Source organism: Rummeliibacillus sp. SL167 (genome assembly GCF_007896505.1).
Lineage (GTDB): Bacteria > Bacillota > Bacilli > Bacillales_A > Planococcaceae > Rummeliibacillus > Rummeliibacillus suwonensis.
This window is the reverse complement of record NZ_VCBM01000003.1, coordinates 122,830-143,808: the sequence shown is the minus strand read 5'-3', so window position 1 is coordinate 143,808 and position 20,979 is coordinate 122,830. Positions and strand designations below refer to the sequence as shown.

21 protein-coding genes are annotated in these 20,979 nt (G+C 34.2%); 12 read left to right on the top strand and 9 right to left on the bottom strand.

Annotated features, from left to right (window positions below; genetic code table 11):
• Positions 1–81 precede the first annotated feature (81 nt).
• Positions 82–225, top strand: coding sequence for a hypothetical protein (locus FEZ13_RS19635; protein WP_186725930.1), 144 nt, complete (start codon positions 82–84; stop codon positions 223–225).
• On the opposite strand, the gene FEZ13_RS14050 is transcribed toward FEZ13_RS19635, so the two are convergent.
• From FEZ13_RS14050 to FEZ13_RS14025, 6 genes are all read right to left on the bottom strand, one after another.
• The gene (locus FEZ13_RS14050) at positions 222–1,550 is read right to left on the bottom strand and encodes an NAD(P)-binding domain-containing protein (protein WP_146553206.1); all 1,329 of its coding nucleotides are present in this window, start codon (positions 1,548–1,550) and stop codon (positions 222–224) included. The two genes, FEZ13_RS19635 and FEZ13_RS14050, sit on opposite strands and share 4 nt — an antisense overlap.
• 164 nt (positions 1,551–1,714) lie before the next feature.
• Positions 1,715–1,996, bottom strand: a complete 282-nt coding sequence (locus FEZ13_RS14045) for an iron-sulfur cluster assembly accessory protein (RefSeq protein ID WP_146553205.1) — start codon at positions 1,994–1,996, stop codon at positions 1,715–1,717.
• Complete coding sequence (gene arsC, locus FEZ13_RS14040) at positions 1,993–2,412, bottom strand: arsenate reductase (thioredoxin) (RefSeq protein ID WP_146547692.1); 420 nt, start codon at positions 2,410–2,412, stop codon at positions 1,993–1,995. Before arsC ends, FEZ13_RS14045 begins: the two co-directional genes overlap by 4 nt.
• Before the next feature lie 11 nt (positions 2,413–2,423).
• Positions 2,424–3,482 carry an ACR3 family arsenite efflux transporter gene (gene arsB, locus FEZ13_RS14035; protein WP_280524848.1) on the bottom strand — a complete coding sequence of 353 codons (1,059 nt, stop codon included), beginning with the start codon at positions 3,480–3,482 and terminating at the stop codon, positions 2,424–2,426.
• Positions 3,479–3,802 (bottom strand): ArsR/SmtB family transcription factor, encoded by a 324-nt coding sequence (locus FEZ13_RS14030; protein ID WP_146553204.1) that lies wholly within the window; start codon positions 3,800–3,802, stop codon positions 3,479–3,481. The genes arsB and FEZ13_RS14030 overlap by 4 nt, the downstream gene beginning before the upstream one ends.
• 389 nt (positions 3,803–4,191) lie before the next feature.
• Complete coding sequence (locus FEZ13_RS14025; protein WP_146553203.1) at positions 4,192–5,232, bottom strand: LCP family protein; 1,041 nt, start codon at positions 5,230–5,232, stop codon at positions 4,192–4,194.
• A 1,950-nt stretch (positions 5,233–7,182) separates the two neighbouring features.
• Between FEZ13_RS14025 and secDF the strand changes: the two genes are divergently transcribed.
• The 11 genes from secDF to FEZ13_RS13970 all read left to right on the top strand — a co-directional run bounded on the left by secDF (position 7,183) and on the right by FEZ13_RS13970 (position 17,903).
• Positions 7,183–9,459, top strand: a complete 2,277-nt coding sequence (gene secDF, locus FEZ13_RS14020) for a protein translocase subunit SecDF (RefSeq protein ID WP_146553202.1) — start codon at positions 7,183–7,185, stop codon at positions 9,457–9,459.
• Between the two features lie 970 nt (positions 9,460–10,429).
• Positions 10,430–11,005 (top strand): accessory gene regulator ArgB-like protein, encoded by a 576-nt coding sequence (locus FEZ13_RS14015; protein ID WP_146553201.1) that lies wholly within the window; start codon positions 10,430–10,432, stop codon positions 11,003–11,005.
• A complete protein-coding gene (locus FEZ13_RS14010; protein WP_146553200.1) occupies positions 10,989–11,159 on the top strand; it encodes a cyclic lactone autoinducer peptide in 171 nt (56 codons plus the stop codon). The genes FEZ13_RS14015 and FEZ13_RS14010 overlap by 17 nt, the downstream gene beginning before the upstream one ends.
• 20 nt (positions 11,160–11,179) lie before the next feature.
• Positions 11,180–12,472 (top strand): sensor histidine kinase, encoded by a 1,293-nt coding sequence (locus FEZ13_RS14005; protein ID WP_146553199.1) that lies wholly within the window; start codon positions 11,180–11,182, stop codon positions 12,470–12,472.
• Positions 12,469–13,224: a LytR/AlgR family response regulator transcription factor gene (locus tag FEZ13_RS14000; protein ID WP_146553198.1), complete on the top strand. Its 756-nt coding sequence runs from the start codon at positions 12,469–12,471 to the stop codon at positions 13,222–13,224. The genes FEZ13_RS14005 and FEZ13_RS14000 overlap by 4 nt, the downstream gene beginning before the upstream one ends.
• 227 nt (positions 13,225–13,451) lie before the next feature.
• Positions 13,452–13,652: a helix-turn-helix transcriptional regulator gene (locus FEZ13_RS13995; RefSeq protein ID WP_146553197.1), complete on the top strand. Its 201-nt coding sequence runs from the start codon at positions 13,452–13,454 to the stop codon at positions 13,650–13,652.
• Positions 13,653–13,655: 3 nt separating this feature from the next.
• Positions 13,656–14,039, top strand: coding sequence for a hypothetical protein (locus FEZ13_RS13990; RefSeq protein ID WP_146547702.1), 384 nt, complete (start codon positions 13,656–13,658; stop codon positions 14,037–14,039).
• A gap of 15 nt (positions 14,040–14,054) precedes the next feature.
• Positions 14,055–14,591, top strand: coding sequence for a dihydrofolate reductase family protein (locus FEZ13_RS13985; RefSeq protein ID WP_146553196.1), 537 nt, complete (start codon positions 14,055–14,057; stop codon positions 14,589–14,591).
• A 51-nt stretch (positions 14,592–14,642) separates the two neighbouring features.
• Positions 14,643–15,134: a DinB family protein gene (locus FEZ13_RS13980; RefSeq protein WP_255473203.1), complete on the top strand. Its 492-nt coding sequence runs from the start codon at positions 14,643–14,645 to the stop codon at positions 15,132–15,134.
• Positions 15,135–16,156: 1,022 nt separating this feature from the next.
• A complete protein-coding gene (locus FEZ13_RS13975) occupies positions 16,157–16,939 on the top strand; it encodes a beta-propeller fold lactonase family protein (protein ID WP_146553194.1) in 783 nt (260 codons plus the stop codon).
• A gap of 16 nt (positions 16,940–16,955) precedes the next feature.
• Positions 16,956–17,903, top strand: a complete 948-nt coding sequence (locus FEZ13_RS13970) for a hypothetical protein (protein ID WP_146553193.1) — start codon at positions 16,956–16,958, stop codon at positions 17,901–17,903.
• Between the two features lie 505 nt (positions 17,904–18,408).
• Here the strand turns inward: FEZ13_RS13970 and FEZ13_RS13965 are convergent.
• The 3 genes from FEZ13_RS13965 to FEZ13_RS13955 all read right to left on the bottom strand — a co-directional run bounded on the left by FEZ13_RS13965 (position 18,409) and on the right by FEZ13_RS13955 (position 20,438).
• A complete protein-coding gene (locus FEZ13_RS13965) occupies positions 18,409–18,972 on the bottom strand; it encodes a flavodoxin family protein (protein WP_146553192.1) in 564 nt (187 codons plus the stop codon).
• Positions 18,973–19,195: 223 nt separating this feature from the next.
• Positions 19,196–19,684, bottom strand: a complete 489-nt coding sequence (locus FEZ13_RS13960; protein ID WP_146553191.1) for a DUF6516 family protein — start codon at positions 19,682–19,684, stop codon at positions 19,196–19,198.
• Entirely contained in the window at positions 19,677–20,438 is a 762-nt protein-coding gene (locus FEZ13_RS13955) for a MerR family transcriptional regulator (RefSeq protein ID WP_146553190.1), read from the bottom strand. The genes FEZ13_RS13960 and FEZ13_RS13955 overlap by 8 nt, the downstream gene beginning before the upstream one ends.
• Positions 20,439–20,979 lie beyond the last annotated feature (541 nt).

Sequence of the window (20,979 nt, the reverse complement as noted above, 5' to 3'; positions counted from 1 at the left end):
ATCCCGCATTAACTGGGCAGTAATACTCACACCTCAAAATTCAGCGAAAGTAAAGAAGTTAGGTGGGAGATAAACTGCCACATGCGTCCGATTGGTTCGGGTCAACAAGATGCTGATCAATCAGGTGTTGCTACCACACGACGTGGCGCTTTTCACTTTCGTTCCTCTAGTTCAGTGGGGGATGAAGAAAACCCACAGATTAAAGTTTCACTTTATCTTGCTTAACAACAGCCGCCAATGCCGCTATTACATACACCTGTTTCTGGGAGATTTAATTCCACATGCCTTGAACTATCGATATCACCAGTTAGGTAGGCAACGATTGAGCGAACTTGTTCGTAACCTGTCGCCATTAAAAACGTAGGAGCTCGACCATAGCTTTTGGAACCTACCACATAGAAGTTTGATTCAGGTTGCCGTAATTCAGCTTCACCATGTGGTTTTACGGTTCCGCAGCTATGCTTATTTGGATCAATTAAAGGAGCCAGTGCAGATACACTCTCAGTAGTAGCATCTATGTCAAAACGAATTTCTGCATTGATTGAATAATCTGGACGATTGCCAGTGTTAACGATTAATCGATCAAAGCCTTTTAACGTATGAGCTTCGTTACATTTTGTACCGATAATTGAGATTTTATCTTCTTCTTTTTTCAAAGAGGAGATAAAGAAGGGTGTTACAACTTGGATTTTATCTTCTTCAACTAATTGCCGAATATGCGTTCCAAGAGATCCACGTGCAATAAGTTCGTCTTTCTGCTCCCCACCATATGCCATTTCAATATGCTCTTTACGTAAAATCCATGTAATGTCAGTTGCTGACTCATCTTCTTTTAATGCAGCCAAATTTAATAAGGAATTGATGGCTGAATGACCACCGCCAATTACCGCTATTTTTTTATTTGCATAAAGAGAATGTTTTTTTTCTATATTGGGTATATGGTAATCAATGTATGGCTGTAATGCCTTTTCACTAGGGAGCCATACACCATTTCCTTGTGCTGGATTTGGATTTCCCCAAGTACCTGTTGCATCTAATACAGCACGTGCTTCAAAAGATTTGATTTGGCCATCTACATTTACATAAAGTACAAACGGATTTTGACTGCGATTTTTTGATTTCATTTTATCACTGAATTTGCGTGTAATTGCAATGATTTGATGGTTTGTATAGATAAAAGGCTTCAGTTCTTTTAATGCGGCCAAAGGTTTTAAATATGAATCAATTAGTTGGTTACCTGTTGGAATATCATCTGCATGTGGCTCTTGCCAATCCGTTTTTTGCAACATTTTTTTTGCAGCGGTATCCATGTTATATTTCCATGGGGAAAATAATGTAACATGCCCCCATGTACGAATATTGGCCCCTACTTCCTTGCCTTTTTCCAATAGTATAAATGCTTGTTTTTTTGAGACTAGCTGTGCCGCTGCGGCTAAACCGACTGGACCAGCACCAATGATGGCTACAGGTAATGTGGATTCGGCAAATGTACAACAATTACTTGAAGGATCGCAACAGGCCGATTGGTTTAAAATTTTCAATGTTTTCATGGAAAAATGCCTCCTATTCATAAGTATCTGCTTATATATCTTTTGAAAAAATATTTAAAAATGGATTTTCAAGCAAATCAAGACGTTTCTGTAGCAGCCATCATCCTTGACTGTAATCAAATTAAGAATGTGAAAATTTAGTTTCTAAATAGTGCGCAAGTTTTTTAACAACAATGCGGTACGTAGCCAATTAATAGTAAACCGATTTCGCCATTTTCTTCTTCAGCATGAATGGTTACTTCTTCTAACTCATTTTTTACGAGCGGATCAATCGCTAATGGAATACCGTCGATTGTTAGAACTTCATCAGTAGGATGTGCATCTTCTAAAACTACGCCTAGATTGATACTGCAGCATCCTTGTATTCCATAGAAACGAAGTGTTTTTACTTCAGATTCTTCCATAACTTGTGATAAATACTTTTTTCCATCAGCTGAAATTTTCATTCGTCAAGCTCCCTTACAAACTGTTTTACACGTTTACCAATCGCATCTCGCACCTCCTGAAACACTTGCCATTTTTCCTGCTCGTTTCCCTGTGCTTTGGCAGGATCTTCAAAGCCCCAATGTTCGCGTTTGACAGATGGTGGTGTCATAGGGCATTTATCCGCTGCATCACCACAAAGTGTGACAACGAGTGTAGCATGTTGCAATGCGTTTAGATCGATAACATCAGAAGTATGGTGAGAAATATCGATGCCAATTTCTTGCATGGCTTTAATAGCATTTGGATTTACGCCATGTGCCTCAATACCAGCGCTCTTAACAGTCCAATCGGAAGGGAGCAGTTTTTCTGCCCATCCTTCTGCCATCTGGCTACGGCATGAGTTTCCTGTGCATAGAAAATACAATGTTTTTGTCATGAGAAGACTCCTTATAATTTGATGGTTTGAAAATATTTTTTCTGCCATTTTAGTGCAACACGAACAAGTCCGATTAATACGGGTACTTCAACAAGTGGTCCAATAACCGCGGCGAATGCCTCGCCACTATGAATACCAAATACAGCGACGGCTACAGCGATGGCTAGCTCGAAATTATTGCTTGCAGCTGTAAAGGATAAAGCAGCTGTAACAGGATAGCTCGCACCTACTTTACGTGAGGCAAAGAAAGAAATGACAAACATGATGAAGAAATAGATCAACAAAGGTAATGCGATACGAAGCGCGTCAAATGGTAATTCTATGATTTGATCGCCTTTTAATGAAAACATCATCACGATCGTAAAGAGAAGCGCCACTAACGTTAATGGTGAAATTTTCGGAATAAATCTTTCTTGATACCATTTCACACCCTTTAATCGGATACCAATCATACGTGTTAAAATTCCTGCAATAAATGGAATTCCCAAATAGGTCAAGACACTTTTCGTAATTTCCCACATAGAAATGGATATGGATAAATTCTCTAAGCCAAACCATCCGGGCATGATATTTAAAAAGAAATAGGCAAATACAGAATAGAATAAGATTTGAAAGATCGAATTAAAGGCAACCAACCCAGCTACGTACTCGGCATCACCTCGTGCTAAATCATTCCATACAATAACCATCGCGATGCAGCGGGCAAGACCTATCAGTATTAAGCCAGCCATATATTCTGGATAATTGTGAAGAAAGAGAATAGCTAGGAAGAACATTAAAAAAGGTCCTAATAACCAATTTTGGATAAGAGATAGTAATAATACTTTCCAATCTTTAAAGACACGCCACATTTCCTCATATTTCACCTTTGCTAGAGGGGGATAGAGCATAACAATCAAACCAATAGCAATGGGTATAGATGTTGTACCAACAGATAAAGCATCTAAAGTATCTTTCAAATGAGGCGCGCCCACACTTAGTAAAATTCCTAGCCCCATTGCAAGGAAAATCCAAAGTGTTAAATAACGATCTAAAAAAGATAACTGTTTTGTTAAGGATTTTTCCATTATTGATGACCTTCTTCTGAGCAGCAAGAGGGCCCGCAATGATGAATGGATATGGGTTCCAAAATATCAAGAATACTTTGAATATAAGGAGACTGCTTTTCATTTAGTCGGTAATGCTTCCAAGTGCCCTTTTTTCTTTCCAAAATAATGCCAGCTTCTTTTAGCTTTCGTAATTGCTGACTAACTGCTGGTTGTGAAACTTCTAATATATCGACTAAATCACATACACAAACTTCGCCTTGCTTTAAACAAGCCAAAAGCTTTAAGCGGTTCGTATCACTAACAGCCTTTAGCTGCTTTTCCATGTTTAACAACGAATCCATGAGAACGCTCCTTTTATATAATTATTTTATTATATAACTATATACTTATATATAGAAGATGGCAACAGATAAATTAACGTCGTTGTTATTTATTTCGTATTAACAGGCAGTAAGGCCCCCCCACAATCACTACAAGATGTTGGGGGAAGCTACCTGTAAAAGTTCGATTGGTTCAATTACAATCCCTGTATGAGATCCCACTAGGTGAGGGTTTATTTTGAGACAGGTGTGCGGCTTAAGAGAAAATCAGGGTGAAATTGGATAATCAACACGGCTGATTTTTATTATTACTTTAATTTTTAAGCTCGCACGCAAGCTGATTGGTCAATTACGTAATGGCTGAAATTTTTAAGACAGATGATGTGCGTGATCTTAAGATGAAAGAATCTTTAATTAGTAACATCCGCATCTGTAGTGAAGGCACTTTTATCTTTCAATTTAAGTATACTCCGTAAATTTTCACTTACTTGTTGCAAACTGCTCTGTTGTGGGATAAAGTATGAGCCGCCATCTACAGTTTGATCGGCTCCATCAATTTCAAGTGTACTGATAGATGGGTTTTTTAACTCTGAGTATTGTTTTTGCAATGCAAAAATATCCTTTGCGCTTAAATCTGTTTCTACATTTTTACCGAGAATATCTGATATTTGCCCAACTTTAAAAATCGTTTTGGCAGACATGGCTTGATCAATTACCGCTTTTAAAAATTGTCTTTGTCTTTCATCTCTAGAATACGTGGCATTCACGTCTCTTTTTCGCATACGTACGAAGGCAAGAGATTCCTCCCCATTTAGAAGAGTTTTTCCCTTTTTGAATTCTATTTTGGAATTATCATAGATATTTTTTTCCCAAAAACCCTCTTTGACATCAATTGTGACACCACCTAAGGTATTAACAATATCGCGAAGTCCATCGAAATTTACTGCAACAAAATGATCGATTGGGATATTAAGGAGTTTTTCGACTGTTTCTATTTGTAGTTTGACAGCCCCATAGCCTGTGATATCTCCATAGGTATAAGCAGCGTTTATTTTATGGATACCAGAGTATTCTCCAGCATTTTCAATACGAACTCTTGTATCTCTAGGTATGGTAACTAAATGGATTTGCTTGGAATTAGGATCTAGCGTAACGACTATTTGGGTATCTGCTCTACCGCTATCTGTGTTTTTGGCATAATCTTCAACCCCTATTAACAAAATAGAAATAGGGTCTTTACTAAATGTGATATTATTTTCCCTTAACTCAGATTTATCCCCCTTCCTACCTAAGTCTACCGTTGAATGATCCAAGGCGCTTTTCACCTGTACAAAGGTGTAAATCCCATAACTAGATGCAAGTAAAACAATTATTATAGTAGATAATAAAAACCATTTTAGAATTCTTTTTTTAGGTTTCTCTTTTGTTATTTTAGTTCTATGTTTTCTCATAGTATGATCCTCTCTCGAATGAGCTGAAAATAATGTAAAAGATTCATTTAAAATATAAACTGAACAAAATAGAAGCCCTTTTTAAATCCAAACGTCTTTTAGAGGTAATATTTGCTGGTATACTGGTATAAATGAAGTCTATTAATCTTCATAGATCGCTAAATAAAGTCATAGCTATGACCTGATCAATCTTCATCTGAAATAAATTAGTTTGAATCTTTTTCGGGCTATTTTTCAAAGTAATATTTCATAAATTTATATGATACATGACGCCAATAATGTGCCCATTGTTCCAACAATAAAACTTTTGCAAATAAAAGCATAGCTAAGCCTTTTTTGCATATTTTAATAGCTTTCAAAAGTGCATTTCTTTTGTTTAACAAGATTTATCCCACGTTAACAGACGGTAAGGCCCCCACCTCAAGGTTTTAGAGAGAAACAAACGAAGAAAGATAGGTGGGGGAACAACTGCCGCATGCGACCGATTGGTATAGCTAACCATGGGGGATGAAGAACCCCCACTGATGGAGTTTCACTTTATTTAAGAAATGATTTCCAATCATGATGGGAGAAAATTAGAGAGGCTAGGATAGAAGTCTATAATACAAGGGAAAGAGAGAAGAGGGATTCTAGTAATGATTTGTCTTATAGGGGAGTGAGTATTGTTTTATCGATAGAATGATGAAAAGACAGCTATTCAGCTGCCTTTTTTTCTTTTTATATTTTTTTGCTAGCCGCACTTTTTTACTGATGTCTCAGTATATAGATGGCATCGTAAAAGAAATCAGCACATAATGTAAAAATGTGATTCCGCATAATGATGCAAGCGTTTGTTCTGCTTGTCTACAATATTAAAAGTGGTCCATAATCGTGTCAATATTAAATAAAAAGACATTGGAAGATAAAATTTTAAACCCTTTTAGATCAATTCAGCGACTTTGTTCTGCTTGTTAACAGTTTAAATATGGAAAAAGAGTGTTGTCGTGTAATGGAAATTCTACTGGTATAGCTGCTGAATCGATTTTTTGAGAATTTGATGAAATTGAATTTATCTCTTTATTATGAGATAAATCGAAAGATAGTGCCACAAATTCATTATAAAAGGATCTATCTTTACACAAGTGATGATTCAAATTGAAAACTTACGCTACTTTTACAAGAAGCCTCATCCAAAATCTGCAATCAGTGAAATTCAGTTCATCAGAGATGAAGCAAAATGTGTTAAATTTTTTCGCCTATAAACTTAACGAATCAGCTTCAATAGATTACTACCTAGAGCTACAAGGAAATTGATAAGTAGAGTAGTTTATGATAGATCGTCTTCATATGAACCATTGTGTAAAAAATTTATCTTCTCAATGTAAATTTCTTCACATTTCTATTGTAACAACTAAAGCCTTAGGAAAACGATTTTAGTCGTAAATTGCAATAAATTGATCTTAAACGTCAAATTGCTATCATTCCAATGACGATTATGATGAAAAATCTAACGTTTATGACATGGCGAAGGGGGGTGATTTAATCTTTAGAATAATTTTCTAACAAAAGATGTTTTACTTTCTTAAATAATTGCTCTATACAGGTTCTAGGACTCGCTTCTCCTAAAAATTTTAAAAAATTTACTTTTTAATAAGCACTATCTAAAAGCGGAGTATATGCATTTTCGATAAGTCGAGTAACCTCTGTTTCAAACATAACTGGTGTTAAAAAAGAGTATTTCTCCGCTTCTACTCATGTTCACCCTATTTGTTTTTTAATCAGCACGTACAGCTGAAAAGTTTGTAGTATATTTATTGTAAAATTCTAACATTGTTTGACATAAAAGAAAAGCTACTTCATAATAAATCTATTATGTAGAAACTGGAAAACAAGACATATATCTATATTCAAACATAATATAAAAATTATTTTATATTATGTTGAAGCACTTTTTTGAGGAGGATTTTTTGAATGAAGTTAAAAAGCCGAATCGCAGTTTTTTTCTTGATCATACTTGCTTTATTTGCATCAATGGGCATGACGATTACCGGAATCTTAAAAGATATTAATCTAGGTCTCGATTTACAAGGTGGCTTTGAGGTTTTGTATGAAGTACAACCACTAAAAGAAGGTGGACATGTAACGGAAGAGGATGTAAAAGCAACTAAAGATGCGATCGAAAGACGTATTAATGTTTTAGGGGTATCTGAACCAAGCATTAATATTGAAGGAAAGAATCGTATCCGTGTACAACTTGCAGGTGTTAAAAACCAAAACCAAGCACGTGAGGTTTTATCAAATCAAGCAAATCTAACATTTCGTGATTACAATGATCAGTTATTACTAAATGGTAAAGACTTAAAACAGGGTGGAGCAAAAGCTGGATTTGATGAACAAAATAAACCGATGGTAACATTAACACTAAAAGATGCAGACAAATTTGCGAAAATTACATCAAAGCTATCTCAACGTCCCTCTCCTGAAAATATAATGGTCATTTGGTTAGACTATCAAAAAGGAGACTCATACATAAAAGAGGCACAAAAAGAAAAACCAGCTTATGCCTCAGCAGCAACGGTTGACCAAACATTGAACACAACGGACGTTCAAATTACAGGTAACTTCACTGTCCAAGAAACGAAGGATTTGGCAGGTATTTTAAATGCCGGCGCACTTCCAGCAAAACTGGTTGAAGTTTACTCCACTTCTGTTGGTGCACAATTTGGCGATGACGCGTTAAAAGCAACGGTATTTGCGAGTATCATTGGTGTTGCGGCAATTTTTATCTTCATGTTAGCAGTTTATCGATTACCAGGTTTAATCGCTGATATCACATTAACCGTATTCACATTTATCGTGTTGTGGATTTTTGAGATGATCCATGCGGTCTTAACGCTTCCTGGTATTGCAGCACTTGTTCTTGGGATTGGGATGGCTGTAGACGCCAACATTTTAATGTACGAGCGAATCAAAGAAGAATTACGCGTTGGTAAGTCATCGAAAGTGGCTTTTAAAGCTGGTTCAAAATCTTCATTCACAGCTATTTTTGATGCGAACATTACAACACTTTTAGCCGCGGCTGTTTTATTCCATTTTGGTACAAGTAATGTAAGAGGATTTGCTACAACATTAATCATCAGTGTCATCGTAACATTTGTAACAGCTATTTGGGGGACACGTATTCTATTAGGCTTGCTCGTTAATTCAGGCTACTTGGATAACAGACCTTGGTTATTTGGTGTCAACAATAAACGCATTCACAAACTATCAGAAGGTATCGATACGCTCGATTTAAAAACAAAGTTTGACCGTTTTGATTTCGTCCACAGCCGTAATAAATTCTTCACATTATCAGCTGTCTTGATTTTAGCGGGCATGATTATTTTAGGTATTTTCAAGCTAAACCTGGGTGTGGATTTTACAAGTGGTTCACGTGTTGAAGTACAGACCAATCAAACATTAACGTCTCAAGAAGTTGAAAAAATAGTTATAAGAGATGGATACTCACCAAAAGATATTTCAATTGCTGGTGAGAAATCAGAAACGGCTGTATTACGTTTTACAGATAACTTCTCAAAAGACCAAGTAAAAGATTTTAAAGCACAAATGCAAAAAGAATACGGTGAAGATATACAAATCGCAGTCAGCACAGTATCCTCAACCGTTGGTAAGGAACTTGCAAAAAATGCGATTTATGCATTATTGATTGCAGCGCTTGGTATCATTATCTATGTGGCAGTTCGTTTCGAATGGCGCATGGGTGTTGGAACGATTGTGTCATTACTCCATGATGTATTCTTTATGGTAGCTATCTTCAGTTTATTCCGTATTGAAGTGGATATCACGTTTATTGCTGCAGTACTGACGATTGTCGGCTATTCTATCAACGATACGATTGTTACATTTGACCGTATTCGCGAGAATCTTCATCGTAGCGGCATCATCAAAAACAAAGAGGATTTAGCGAATATCGTTAATAAATCCCTACGTCAAACACTTGGACGTTCTGTTAATACAGTCGTTACGGTATTAGTTGTCGTAATTGCATTAATGTTTTTTGGTGCATCAGCAATTCAAACATTCTCATTGGCGTTACTAATCGGCTTAGTTACTGGTGTTTATTCGTCTATTTATATTGCCGCTCAAGTTTGGTACGTACTTAAAGTGCGCCAAATGAAAAAACAAAAAGGTAAACTAGATGTAGGTAAAAAAGAGCGCAAATGGGGTTCAGACGATCCAGTCGTTTAAAATATAGGGTGAACACCTATTTCTAGTTCATTTTCTAGCGCTGTATAAGTAAGTCTAGATCTATCATACCTCCTAATCATTTACTTGTTATGTAATCACCACAGCAACATTCAATGATTAGGAGGTTTTTTAATGTCAACAACATTCCTTCTATTTGTATCTTAAAGGATTCAAAATGACTTTTTTAGAAATGATTTTTGCCGATATAAACGACGCGATGAAAAAAAGCCACTTAATAAAATCTTAGTTACAGCTTGATAAAGTTCCATTTGGAATAGATTAAAATGAATTTGTTCAAAAACATTTTTTCAAAATAATATTGAGCGTTTCACAAAGTCTCCATAATACAATGACAGCGATTGCCCTGCCTAATGTTCCAATGGCAAAATCCTCACAGATAAAAATGCGGCGAAGATCCTTTCTGTATGCACCAATAGTTTTCAGAATTATTCATTTTACAACATTCACATAAAGAAATAATACCAATCATGATAAAAAACGATTAAGGAGATGACCAATAACCAGCTTAGAAACAAAAATAAATATTTTGATATATTAGTAAATTATATTAAAAATATATATAAATATATCTAATGGATATTTTTAAAAATATTACTATTCTATCGATTAAAATTCCTAAAAAGGGTTTTTTGTAGTAAAATGTAATTAAATAATTATAAACGTTAAATGACTTCATTTTTTACAACGATTATGAATAAAAATTAACGTTTATGATAAAAGAAACAAGTATAAAAAACAACGCCTAATCTTGTAAGCATATTAATTTTTTATGAAAATTAATATGAAAATGGTTGCATATGGTAGATTTGGTGCTATTTTATTAATTAAGTAGAATTTTTGGTGCTATTTTCTGGGACAGTGCTTGTTAGGTACTCCATAATTTTAAGACTTCGTAGTGCAACTGTCATATGTACTATCAATTAAGTATAAAAGGGGATGAAACACATAAATGTCTGGGATGGAGTCCGCTATTGTAAGTGCGCTTATTAAGCAACAAAATTATACATCCTTAGATCAGGCTAAAATCCGCTATGGTGTTCATATTATTTTAAGTGAACTATATAAAGCAATTATCGTTTATGGAGTTGCTTTGTTGCTCCACTGCCTAGTGCCAACTTTGATTGCACATCTAACGTTTTTGGTACTTCGTCAAAAATCATTCGGCTATCATTTTGCGGGCAAGTTAAGCTGTATAGCATGGAGTATTATTGCATTCCCTTTTCTAGCTGCATTTTTAGGTATTTTCCAACTTCCATATGGGCTTATGCTGGGGATTAGTATGGTTTCAGCAATCATTATTTTTGCATACGCACCTGCTGGAACTTTAAAACACCCTATTGTCAATGAAAAACATCGTAGCTATTTAAAAAAGCATACACGCATACGATTATTGGCAATTATCCTATTAATCATTGTTTTACCTTCATCTATCCAACTATTTGTTGTTCAAGGTTTATGTCTTCAAAGTTTAGCGATTCTAATACAAACCATTAAAGGAGAAGATTCAAATGAATGTAAAATTTAAACCGTTCCAATCCACTAAAAGTTTTGTTCTTACGAAATTGTCCAAATTGGCTATGATTGTAGGAGGTCTTGCAGTAGTAAATTTATGTTATATGTTCTTTTATGAAGAAGAAGTGCCGAAAGAGCTTAAAGAGAATCATCCATTTCTAAAATAACCTATTGGGAAGGAATAATAATGAATCAATTCTTTGCCTCAGTAGTTGAACTGTGTGCTATATTTTTTGCTTTAGCCTATACATTGAGGATTCATATAAATCGACGAATTGTTTTATTTTTTATAGGTCTTGTGGTTTTACCAACAATTAGTGTTTATGTATTTGTTACAAGTTGGATAGGAATTATAACACTATTTTTTACCACGGGCCTATTTTTTTATAGAGTTTCAAGAAATTTTCGAGCATTATTAGATATATGTATAGTATTTTTTAGCGGTGTACTAGCAGACACATTAGCTGAACTTATTGAGCGTTCTTTTATAGCAGATAATATGAATACGTATTTACACTATATTTTATTTAGTTTTTTTTATGTGTTATGTATTTATGTCTATAAAAATATAATAGTCGATAAAATATTGGCTCGTATAGATATTCCGCTACTCATACAAATATCCATTTTTTTGATTGTCAGTGCCACGATCCTTGTTTTTTATTTAAATATCTTTGTGCCTGATAATCGGGATGAAATAGAATTGGTGAAAATCAATTTAGCGATCCAATTGAGCTATTTTTTATTGATGCTTTTGTTAGTTGGTCTCCTTTTGTATGGCATCAAAAAGGAAAATCGCTTAAAACAGCGCGCGATAGAGATGGAGCAATTCTCCATGTATGTAGAAGGGCTCGAACAGATCAATCGTGATATGCAGAAATTTCGTCATGATTATGCAAATATTTTGCTGACGATGCAAGGCTATTTAGATGATAATAATTTAGAAGACTTGAAGGAATACTTTCAACAACATATTTTAAAAGTAGAGTCGAATACTTTATTTAAAAATAAGGTATTGGCGAATTTGGATAATTTAAAAATAACAGGACTAAAGGGGCTTATAGCGACAAAAGCGCTGCAAGCAAATGAGCAGGAAATCGATGTAAGTATTGAAATACCCGACAAAATTGATAACATCCATATGAATATCATTGATTTAACGCGAATGATAGGCATTTTGATCGACAATGCGATTGAAGCAAATCAATCAGTAGATCATAAAATAATGAACATCGCTTTCTTTAAAACGAATACGGGTTCTTTGATTATTATCATTCGAAATACAATGGAAGAACAGATCCTAAATGTAACAGATATCTATAAAGAATCTTTCTCTACAAAGGGCAAAGATCGTGGCTTTGGTTTGGCAAATGTTAAGCAGATTGTCGAAAGGTATCCGCAAGTAACGATGAATACAAGAATCGAAGACAATTGGTTTATTCAAGAAATTGAAATTCAGAATTGGGGGCAAATAAATTGAAGGTAATTATTTGCGATGATGATGAAAGACAACTTCAGCTTATTTATACAAAGTTAAAAAATTATGCACTGATTGAACACCCCAGTATAGAGTTTGTTTTAGTAACTTCTAAACCTGAAGATGTTATCACTTATATAGAAAAGGAACGAGCGGATTGTTATTTTTTAGATATTGAACTGAGCAGCCAGATCAATGGGTTAGAGTTAGCAAACAAGATTCGCCAATTTGATCCGCAGTCGAGTGTTATTTTTGTGACAAGTCATGCAGAAATGCTTCAACTCACATTTACATATAAGCTAGCAGCACTCGATTATATCGTGAAAAGAGAAGGGGAAGAGTTAAGTTATCAGCTAGTCACTGCATTAGAAGCTGCATATCGGAGATACAAGCAATTAGGTGCTGTTGATGAGGGTCATTATTTTCAAATTAAAATTGGCGAGCTAATCAAAAACATTCCATACGATGAGATTTATTGCTTTTTGACATCTACTCAAATCCATAAGCTTCAATTACAAACTAAAAATGGGCACTATGAATTTTATGGGAACTTAAAAGATATTATTGAACGTCTCGATGAAAGATTCTATCGTTGCCATAAAAGTTGCATTATAAATACAGAGCATATTCAGCAAATTGACAAAAAAGGTCGAATGGTAACAATGGCTAATGGCGAGATTTGCGCAGTTTCTTTTAGAACTATGCGGGGTTTACTCGAAAAAGTAAAGGAAAATGAAACTATAAGGGTATTATAGATGTAAAGAAGTAGAGTGTCATCTTTGGAAGCGTACATAGAAATTTTTAAAAGTTATTAGATCCATTTATAATACAAAATATATATAGAAGAATGTACTAATGTTTTTAATATAATATTTCATGAAGCTAGTTTTACCCGCGAAAAGTAAAACTAGCTTTATATCTATTTAATGAGTAAAGCATGCTTTACATACAGTAAGATTTATATTATTAGTGGGGTGACTACATGAAAAACCGTATAAAGGAGTTCAGAGTTCAAAATGTTTTAACACAAGATCAGTTGGCAGAAAAGTTAGGTGTATCAAGACAAACGATTATTTCTTTAGAAAGAGGACGATATAATCCTTCTATTATACCCGCTTTCAAATTAGCAAGTATTTTCCAATGCCAAATGGAAGATTTATTTATATACGAGGAGGGGAGATGAGGGATGAAAAAAGCACGTGAAAATCAGATGATATATCTATTTGTAGGTGTATTATTAACGGGAGTAGGGACTTATATCAACTATGATGATATCCTACATCTTCGCTTTCCAGATGGTATGATGAGTTTGTTTTTAGGAACCAGTTCATTGATGATGGCTTATTTATCGCCACATTTATTTCCGAGGGATGAACGGACAAGTGAGATTATTGGAAAAAGCATGAGTGTAAATTATTTTGTATTATTTGGGACGATACTGATCCTATTTTTAGTTACGGGATCGCTTGGCCCATTATCGCTTACTGCCACACAAGTATTAATAGTTCTATTTTGTGTAATGATTACTTCTATACCTGCGACGATGATTGTTTATTCTAAACGAATATAAGGGAGGAATTCAGTTATGAATCAGAAACGAAATATAGTAGCGTTTATTGCTGCAAGTCTAGATGGTTATATTGCTACCAAAAATGAGTCACTTGATTGGTTATTTAAAGTAGAAGGCGACGGGGATAACGGATTTTCTGATTTTTATGAAACAGTGGATACGATTTTAATGGGAAGAAGAACTTACGATTGGATAATGAAGCAGGACTTAAAAGGATTTCCTTATAAAGGTAAAGAATGCTACGTTTTTACGAGAAATTCTATCGAAGATACGGAAGATGTAAAGTTTGTTCATGGTGATGATTTAACTAAACTTATAACTAAATTAAAAGGACAACATGGCAAGAAAATATGGATGGTTGGTGGGGGAGAGTTGTTACACACTTTTATCCAAAATAAATTCATGGATGAATTCATCATAACAATTGCTCCAACGATACTTGGGCAAGGAATCCCATTATTTCATGAGGAGGATGAAGAGCTAGATCTTATATTGAAAGGGACTAATACCTTCAATCAATTTGTTGAATTGCACTATGAAGTGAAAAAATAATATTTTAATAAAGTTTTTTCAGGATAGGAGGAAGGAAAATTATTGCTTAAGATGAAGGAAGAAATAGTGGCTCACTATTTTAAAACAATTGAATGGGTGAAGAAATTAGAGAATTTATCCGAGATTGTTTGGAGGACCCCTATCCAAAAGGATAAATGGACAATTGCAGAAATAATTGGTCATTTTAAAGTGTGGGATACATTTGTTCTTTATCAACGTTTACCATATATTTTTGGAGAGAAAGAGCTGCCGAAAGCGCCAAACACCAATGAAGTAAATGCAGAATCGGCAATTCTAAGTAGAAAAAAAGCTATAGAAGTGACGAGTGCCGAATTTATAAAAATTAGAAGAAACCTTATTACAGCGATCATCAATTTAGAGGATCATCTTTGGTGTAAAGAATTTTATATAGGTAGTAGCAAATACACTTTGCAAAGGTATTTTAGAGGACAGATAGAACATGACCTGCATCATTTTGAACAGGTTCGATGTCTATTAGAGAAAAAAGGATCTTTTGTGGATGGCAAGCTCACTATGGATTAATTTCAACATTCAATATTACACTGACCAGAGAAGTAACATGTGTTTTTTCGCTGTCGATAAAGAAAAAGGTTCACCATCGAAGGTTTCGATGAAGAAATTTTTCAGTGCTATTTTAATTATATTATCGTTGATTGCAGTAGGATTGGTGTTTATCAAATATAAATAATATTCTGTTGAAAAGGCTGTAGTAGAGTGCCGTGAGTTTACGTTTACATAAGAGAGGAAAAAATATATGATAACGATAAAAGCGCCCTTTCTTTTTACTTTTCTAGTAGTATTAATAGTAGTGCTAATAATTAATTTTATAACCTGGACTTATCTAATAAAAAGAAGCAGTGATAAAAATGAATGGAAAACTTTTATAATAATAGTATTAATTCAAAGTGCTTTAATCACTTTGTTGCTGAACTGGTTATAAATCTTTTCAATATAGTAAGATTTATAGAATTGGTTTGAATCACTATGGGGATAAATTATGAATGCTATTGAATCACAAAGAGCATTAACAAGAATATTTAAAAAGATGCTATTTTAGCGAATAAATGAGTTATAATCATCCATTTTGCAAAAAAGGACTTAGAGTAAACGAGAGAATTTTCGAATAGTGGTTGGATTTTTCTATGAACGCTTTGAAGGACAAAATTCTGCGTATATTCAATACAGGTTCATTAGAAGAAAAAATACCATATGTAAAAAGTGGAAGATTGTCATGTGCTATATTATGGGTTTATGAAGAAAACTGGGGATGGAACCACCGATCGTGGTTGGAGCTTGTGTCATTATTCTGAATGGAAAGCCATCAACCAAATTAATTCTATTAAATGTTAAAAATTGATTTATAAAAGCATTTATAAAAAATAGGAAATTTTATAAATATATATATTTATTTGCCGATTTATAATATGAAAGCCAATTTGATCATGAGGAGGAATTAAATTGAAAAAATTTATGCAATTTTCTTAGTTTTTTTCTTTTCTGTAACCGTTTCAGGTGTTAAAGCATCTGCGACAGTAATTGATGAAGTGGAACCAAATAACATTTCAAACGAAGCTCAACAAATTGAGAGAAACAATCATAATCCATCTCAAACAATTGTAGGGAATAATACAAGCCAAAAAGTTTTAGTTGGAAATGTTGAAGATTCTAATGATGTAGATTGGTATAAAGTTAATTTGCCAGCTAATTTAGAAACGATTCTTGCAATCAATCCAACACTTGGGGTTTTAAAGTTTGAAGTTCATGATGAGTATTTTAATCGTATATTTAATGAAGAGGTTTCTAAAGACCCTAATTTTTTAGGTGCTAAACCACATTATGTCCAAATTCAAAGTGAAGGTACATATTATGTGAAAGTATCTAATGCAGCAGGGGCGAGTGGAGAATATCGTTTCACAATCGGAAGCCCAAACTATTCTGTTGCTAGTTATCAATATAAAGCAGTAAATCCTTTAACACTAACAACAACTATTAAAATAGCGACAGACACATATAATTTAAGTCATATTACAGAAGTTCCTGAAAAAGCTGTTGTCTATAAAGTTACCTTTGATGGTACAAAAGTTAATTCAGCGACAAGTGAAACAAGAAAATTAAAATTACAATCAGATTCTTCTTGGATCAGCACAGCAAGTTATACATGGGTAGCTAATGTACCGATAAGTAGTGATCCTAGCAGTAGTCTGAATAAAAAATTTCATAGTATTTGGAGCGTACAACTCGGTGGAAATGTTTCAAGTATAAATAAAACATATAGCTTAACACCGAAAATTACTTTTTCTTATTACTACCCCGTTCTTCCACAGTAAATAGGAGTTGATGAGGATGAAAATTCAAGATTTAGCATTAATGCAGGTATTGCTGAACAATCGAACATCTAAGACAGACAAACTTTCTTCATTGGCACAACTCAGCAAATACAATTCTATATCGAGCAATACGCTAAAAAGACTAGGACAACTCGATACGATTGAAATATCAGCAGCCAGTAAAAAGCAACTTGCCGCAAAACAGGCTGTCACATCGAAGTTAAATGTTGTAGGCAATCAAGCAATCCAGTCACTAAAATCTATAGATGGAAAAGAAATCAAGGAATTACGGGCTGTTAATAATGTTTTGGAAATAAAAGCGGGTAATTATTATCGTGTATCATCGAATGGAACATCAACTATTTTAACAAACTTTGGTGGCTCGCATGTGGGTGTTGCTTATGGTGAAATAGGTAATGCAATTGGTGTCGGTTCATCACAAGTATATACGGATAATTCGGGTGCTGAGAGATTAGCTACATTCTTTGACGACTTGACCTCAACAGCAGGTTACTTTGCATCGAATTTTTCAAAGGAAGAAAATTTGCAGTTATTAGGTAGCGTGGGTATACAACCAGGCTGGTTTACAGTAAAAACAGATGAACGTACATTTACACATTATCTACGAGAAGATGGAGCTATCTATCCGCAATATCAAGTACAAGGGCAAAGGGACGCCTTTATGAAAGAAAATTTGTTTGATATTGGTTATAAACCAGGAGAAAAGATTACATTCAATAAAGTGGAGTACGTTGTAGATGAAACAGGACATATTAATTTGCCAAAAGACGCACCTGTTTTCTTTGATACGAATGATGTAGATCCTGTCTATCGAAAGCGACAACAGCATGCTACGATTAAAGAACAGTTAAATTTAATGGGTGGCATAGGACAAGTATTGACAACATCGAAGTACGAATTTAGCTTAGATAAAGATGGCAATGTTGTTGAAAAAGAGTTATAAGGAAGAAGAGTCCTCCACTTTAAACGGCTCCTTTTCGTTTTTGTTCTTTTCCTTTAACGATAGGATCTTTTTGATTCATGGTTTTAACATATTGATATATTGCTTTTTTAAATTGTTCTGCTGAAATCACTTGTTGAATGATTTGGCTTACCAGTTTCTTTTCGCCTATACGTGTAGAAAATATACGGGGAAATTGCAAAATGATGAAGATGAGGCGATTGATTTAAAATTTTTTAGTTTAAAAGAGCTTCCGATAAATATTAGTCCTCCAGATAAGCTTGTTTTAGATTATTATTTGAACGCTTCGAAACAAAAGTTGGAACAATTGGATACTCGTACTGTTTAAATAGCCTACTATCGATCAAGATGACAGTAGGCTATATCTGTATGGATAAGAATTGTGAGGGAAAAGATGGTCATCTTCAGTAATAAAGCATGATTATAACAACTGTTTGTTTCTATTTTGGTAGCAAAGTCATTAACAACAAGGTGTTTAGGAAACTACTTAATGACGTGTTTGATTCACCAAAGATTGTAGCCATCCATTGAGCCATTTTACCTCACTCAATACTCTTGAGTTTGATAGTACATCGCCGGGACGGTTGCCTTCAGCTAGAATATAATGTTCAAATGATGTACCTAGAAACTCAAAAATGTATTGGAATTGTTGAATCATAGGCAATCCTTTTATTTTTGGATTGTCTCCGCCTACAGCTAATACGATTGCTTTTACTGTTCTTAAGTGCTCTGTTAATTGTGGGTAGCGTTCGTCACGAATAGCTTGGCTTAAGCGGTCAATCATGACTTTCATCGTGCCGCTCATACTATACCAATAAATAGGTGTAGCAAAGACAATAATATCGCTTTTTAAAATCTGCTGAATGATTTGATCATAATCATCATCAGGTAATGAAAATCCTTCGAGATCATGCCGTTTATCTTCAATTGGGACAATCTTCATATTTTGCAAATGAACCGCTTCGAAATTCAGTCCATTTAATACCTTATTCGCTAATAACGAGCTATTGCTATTTTCTCGAGAACTTCCGTAAAATACAGTAATATTCATATAAAACATCCCTTTCACTTCATTCGCATGGTCAAAATGAAAAAATATTAACTATGGTGTTAATCATCACATTTAAAAAATATATCATTGCTATATCTGATATTTATCATAAAAGTTGAAGTTAGAGACAGTCACATGATCCTATTGCTGAATTGCAATCTCAATCATAAGACTAAATTTTTGAGAGGCTTAGTCACAACTATATTACTTTATCACTAAAAGACTATGGTTTATATTCTTCTCCACTTTCAATATATTTTGCGATAAAAGCAAAGGCAGATTCTAATGAGTGGATATCGTAGTTATCTTTTCTTTGGTGTCGATTGTAAGGCACATGGTGATGATGATGTGGTTCGGAATTTACCTTATATTCTTCGGGTGTACTTGGATGATCATGAGGTTCATTTTCCCATGCAGAAATATGACTATAAATGATTCCATACTTTGGAACAAGCACTTTCCATTGATAGTGATATTCTTTTACATAACCATTGTCATCATATTTCTCAGTAGCTTGCAAACCTGTAATTCCATGAATTGGATGTTCCTTTAATGGAAATAAAACGGATAGTTTATTTGACGTACGTTTATAGCTAGAAAAGATAGAATCTCGTTCTTTTAAATTGGAATATGATTGAAGTAAATGACCATATTGATTGAGAATGTTAGAAATGTCAGCTGGAAGAAGAGTTTCAGATACTTTTTTAGTCAAGGCTCGTGCGGGAATCCTCGATTAGTTTTGAAAGTAAAAAGTCTTTTTCTTCTTCTAAATCTCGCCATTCATAATATTCACTAGGATCATCTATTCCATCTATATCATATCCATTAAATGCGTCTTGTGGATTTTTGGCTTTATATTTTTTCTGGAATTCTAGTAATTCTTGATTAATTTCATTAATACGTTTTTCAGGAGATTGATGTTGTAACTTTCTTTTTTGCGCAATCATTTGCATTTTTATCGCATAAACGGGATCTTTCCATATGGCTACTGCATGTTTTGGAATTTTGTGATGACTTGTGGTATTTGTACATTCGAATCCTTGTTTCACATATTTATTAAGTGTAACTGTGGAAATTCCCAATTGTTCAGCAGCTTCTCTTGGTGTAAGAAGATAACTTTCTTGATATTCAAAGTGAATTTCTTTACCACCTAGTTTGTCATACCAATTGGCTAAATCAATGATTAGTTTTCCCAGTTCTAAATCTGAAATAGGGAGTATCAATCCATGGATCCGATCTAGCCAGGTTGATAATTCTTGCTGATTTTCTTGCGATAAAATATAGGGTGATTTGAAAGTGAAAGGTTCAATTGAAATACCTTTTATACGACTTTTACAGAGACTTAACATTGTTACAATTAATTGGTTTAAGATAAAACTCGTTTCTTTTTCAATTTTGGCGATATTATTATTGAGATAAGCTTGATCAATGTCTCTTTTGGTTTCCTTATAAATAGCAACTGTCATCAATATCACTCCTTTCACCTCCAGTATAAAAATAAATTAATGATAAGTCAATTTCATTAATTAATGATTATTAAATATCGTTAATTTATTATATGTATTTCCCCAAAAAATATTTCTTAAACATGAGTGAAATAGGTGAAGACAAAATACTTTAAAAAGTATATAAAAAACCTCCGCTTCAAATGCTTGCAAGCGGAGGACGTTTTTAGAGAATATTATCTTTTTATAAGAATAATATTTTGGTAATGTATCATATCTGAATCAATTTCATAAATCATTTTCTTCTTAAAAAATACGAACATTTAATAATAGCTAATTTTATAGTTGTGGAGCGGAAGACGGCGACTCCTACGGGAAAAGCTTGAGCTAAAAGCCCCGCAGGAACGTTTTAAGGAACAAAGCCTAAGTCCGCCACGTCCTGTGGCAACGGCTTCGGGGCCAACGTCGTGTCGACCCGAGGAGATTGAAGCCAAGCCCGTGGAAAGCGCCGTCTGGAGCGGAACAAAAATTTCTGAATATTAATATTCATGTTGACTTAAAA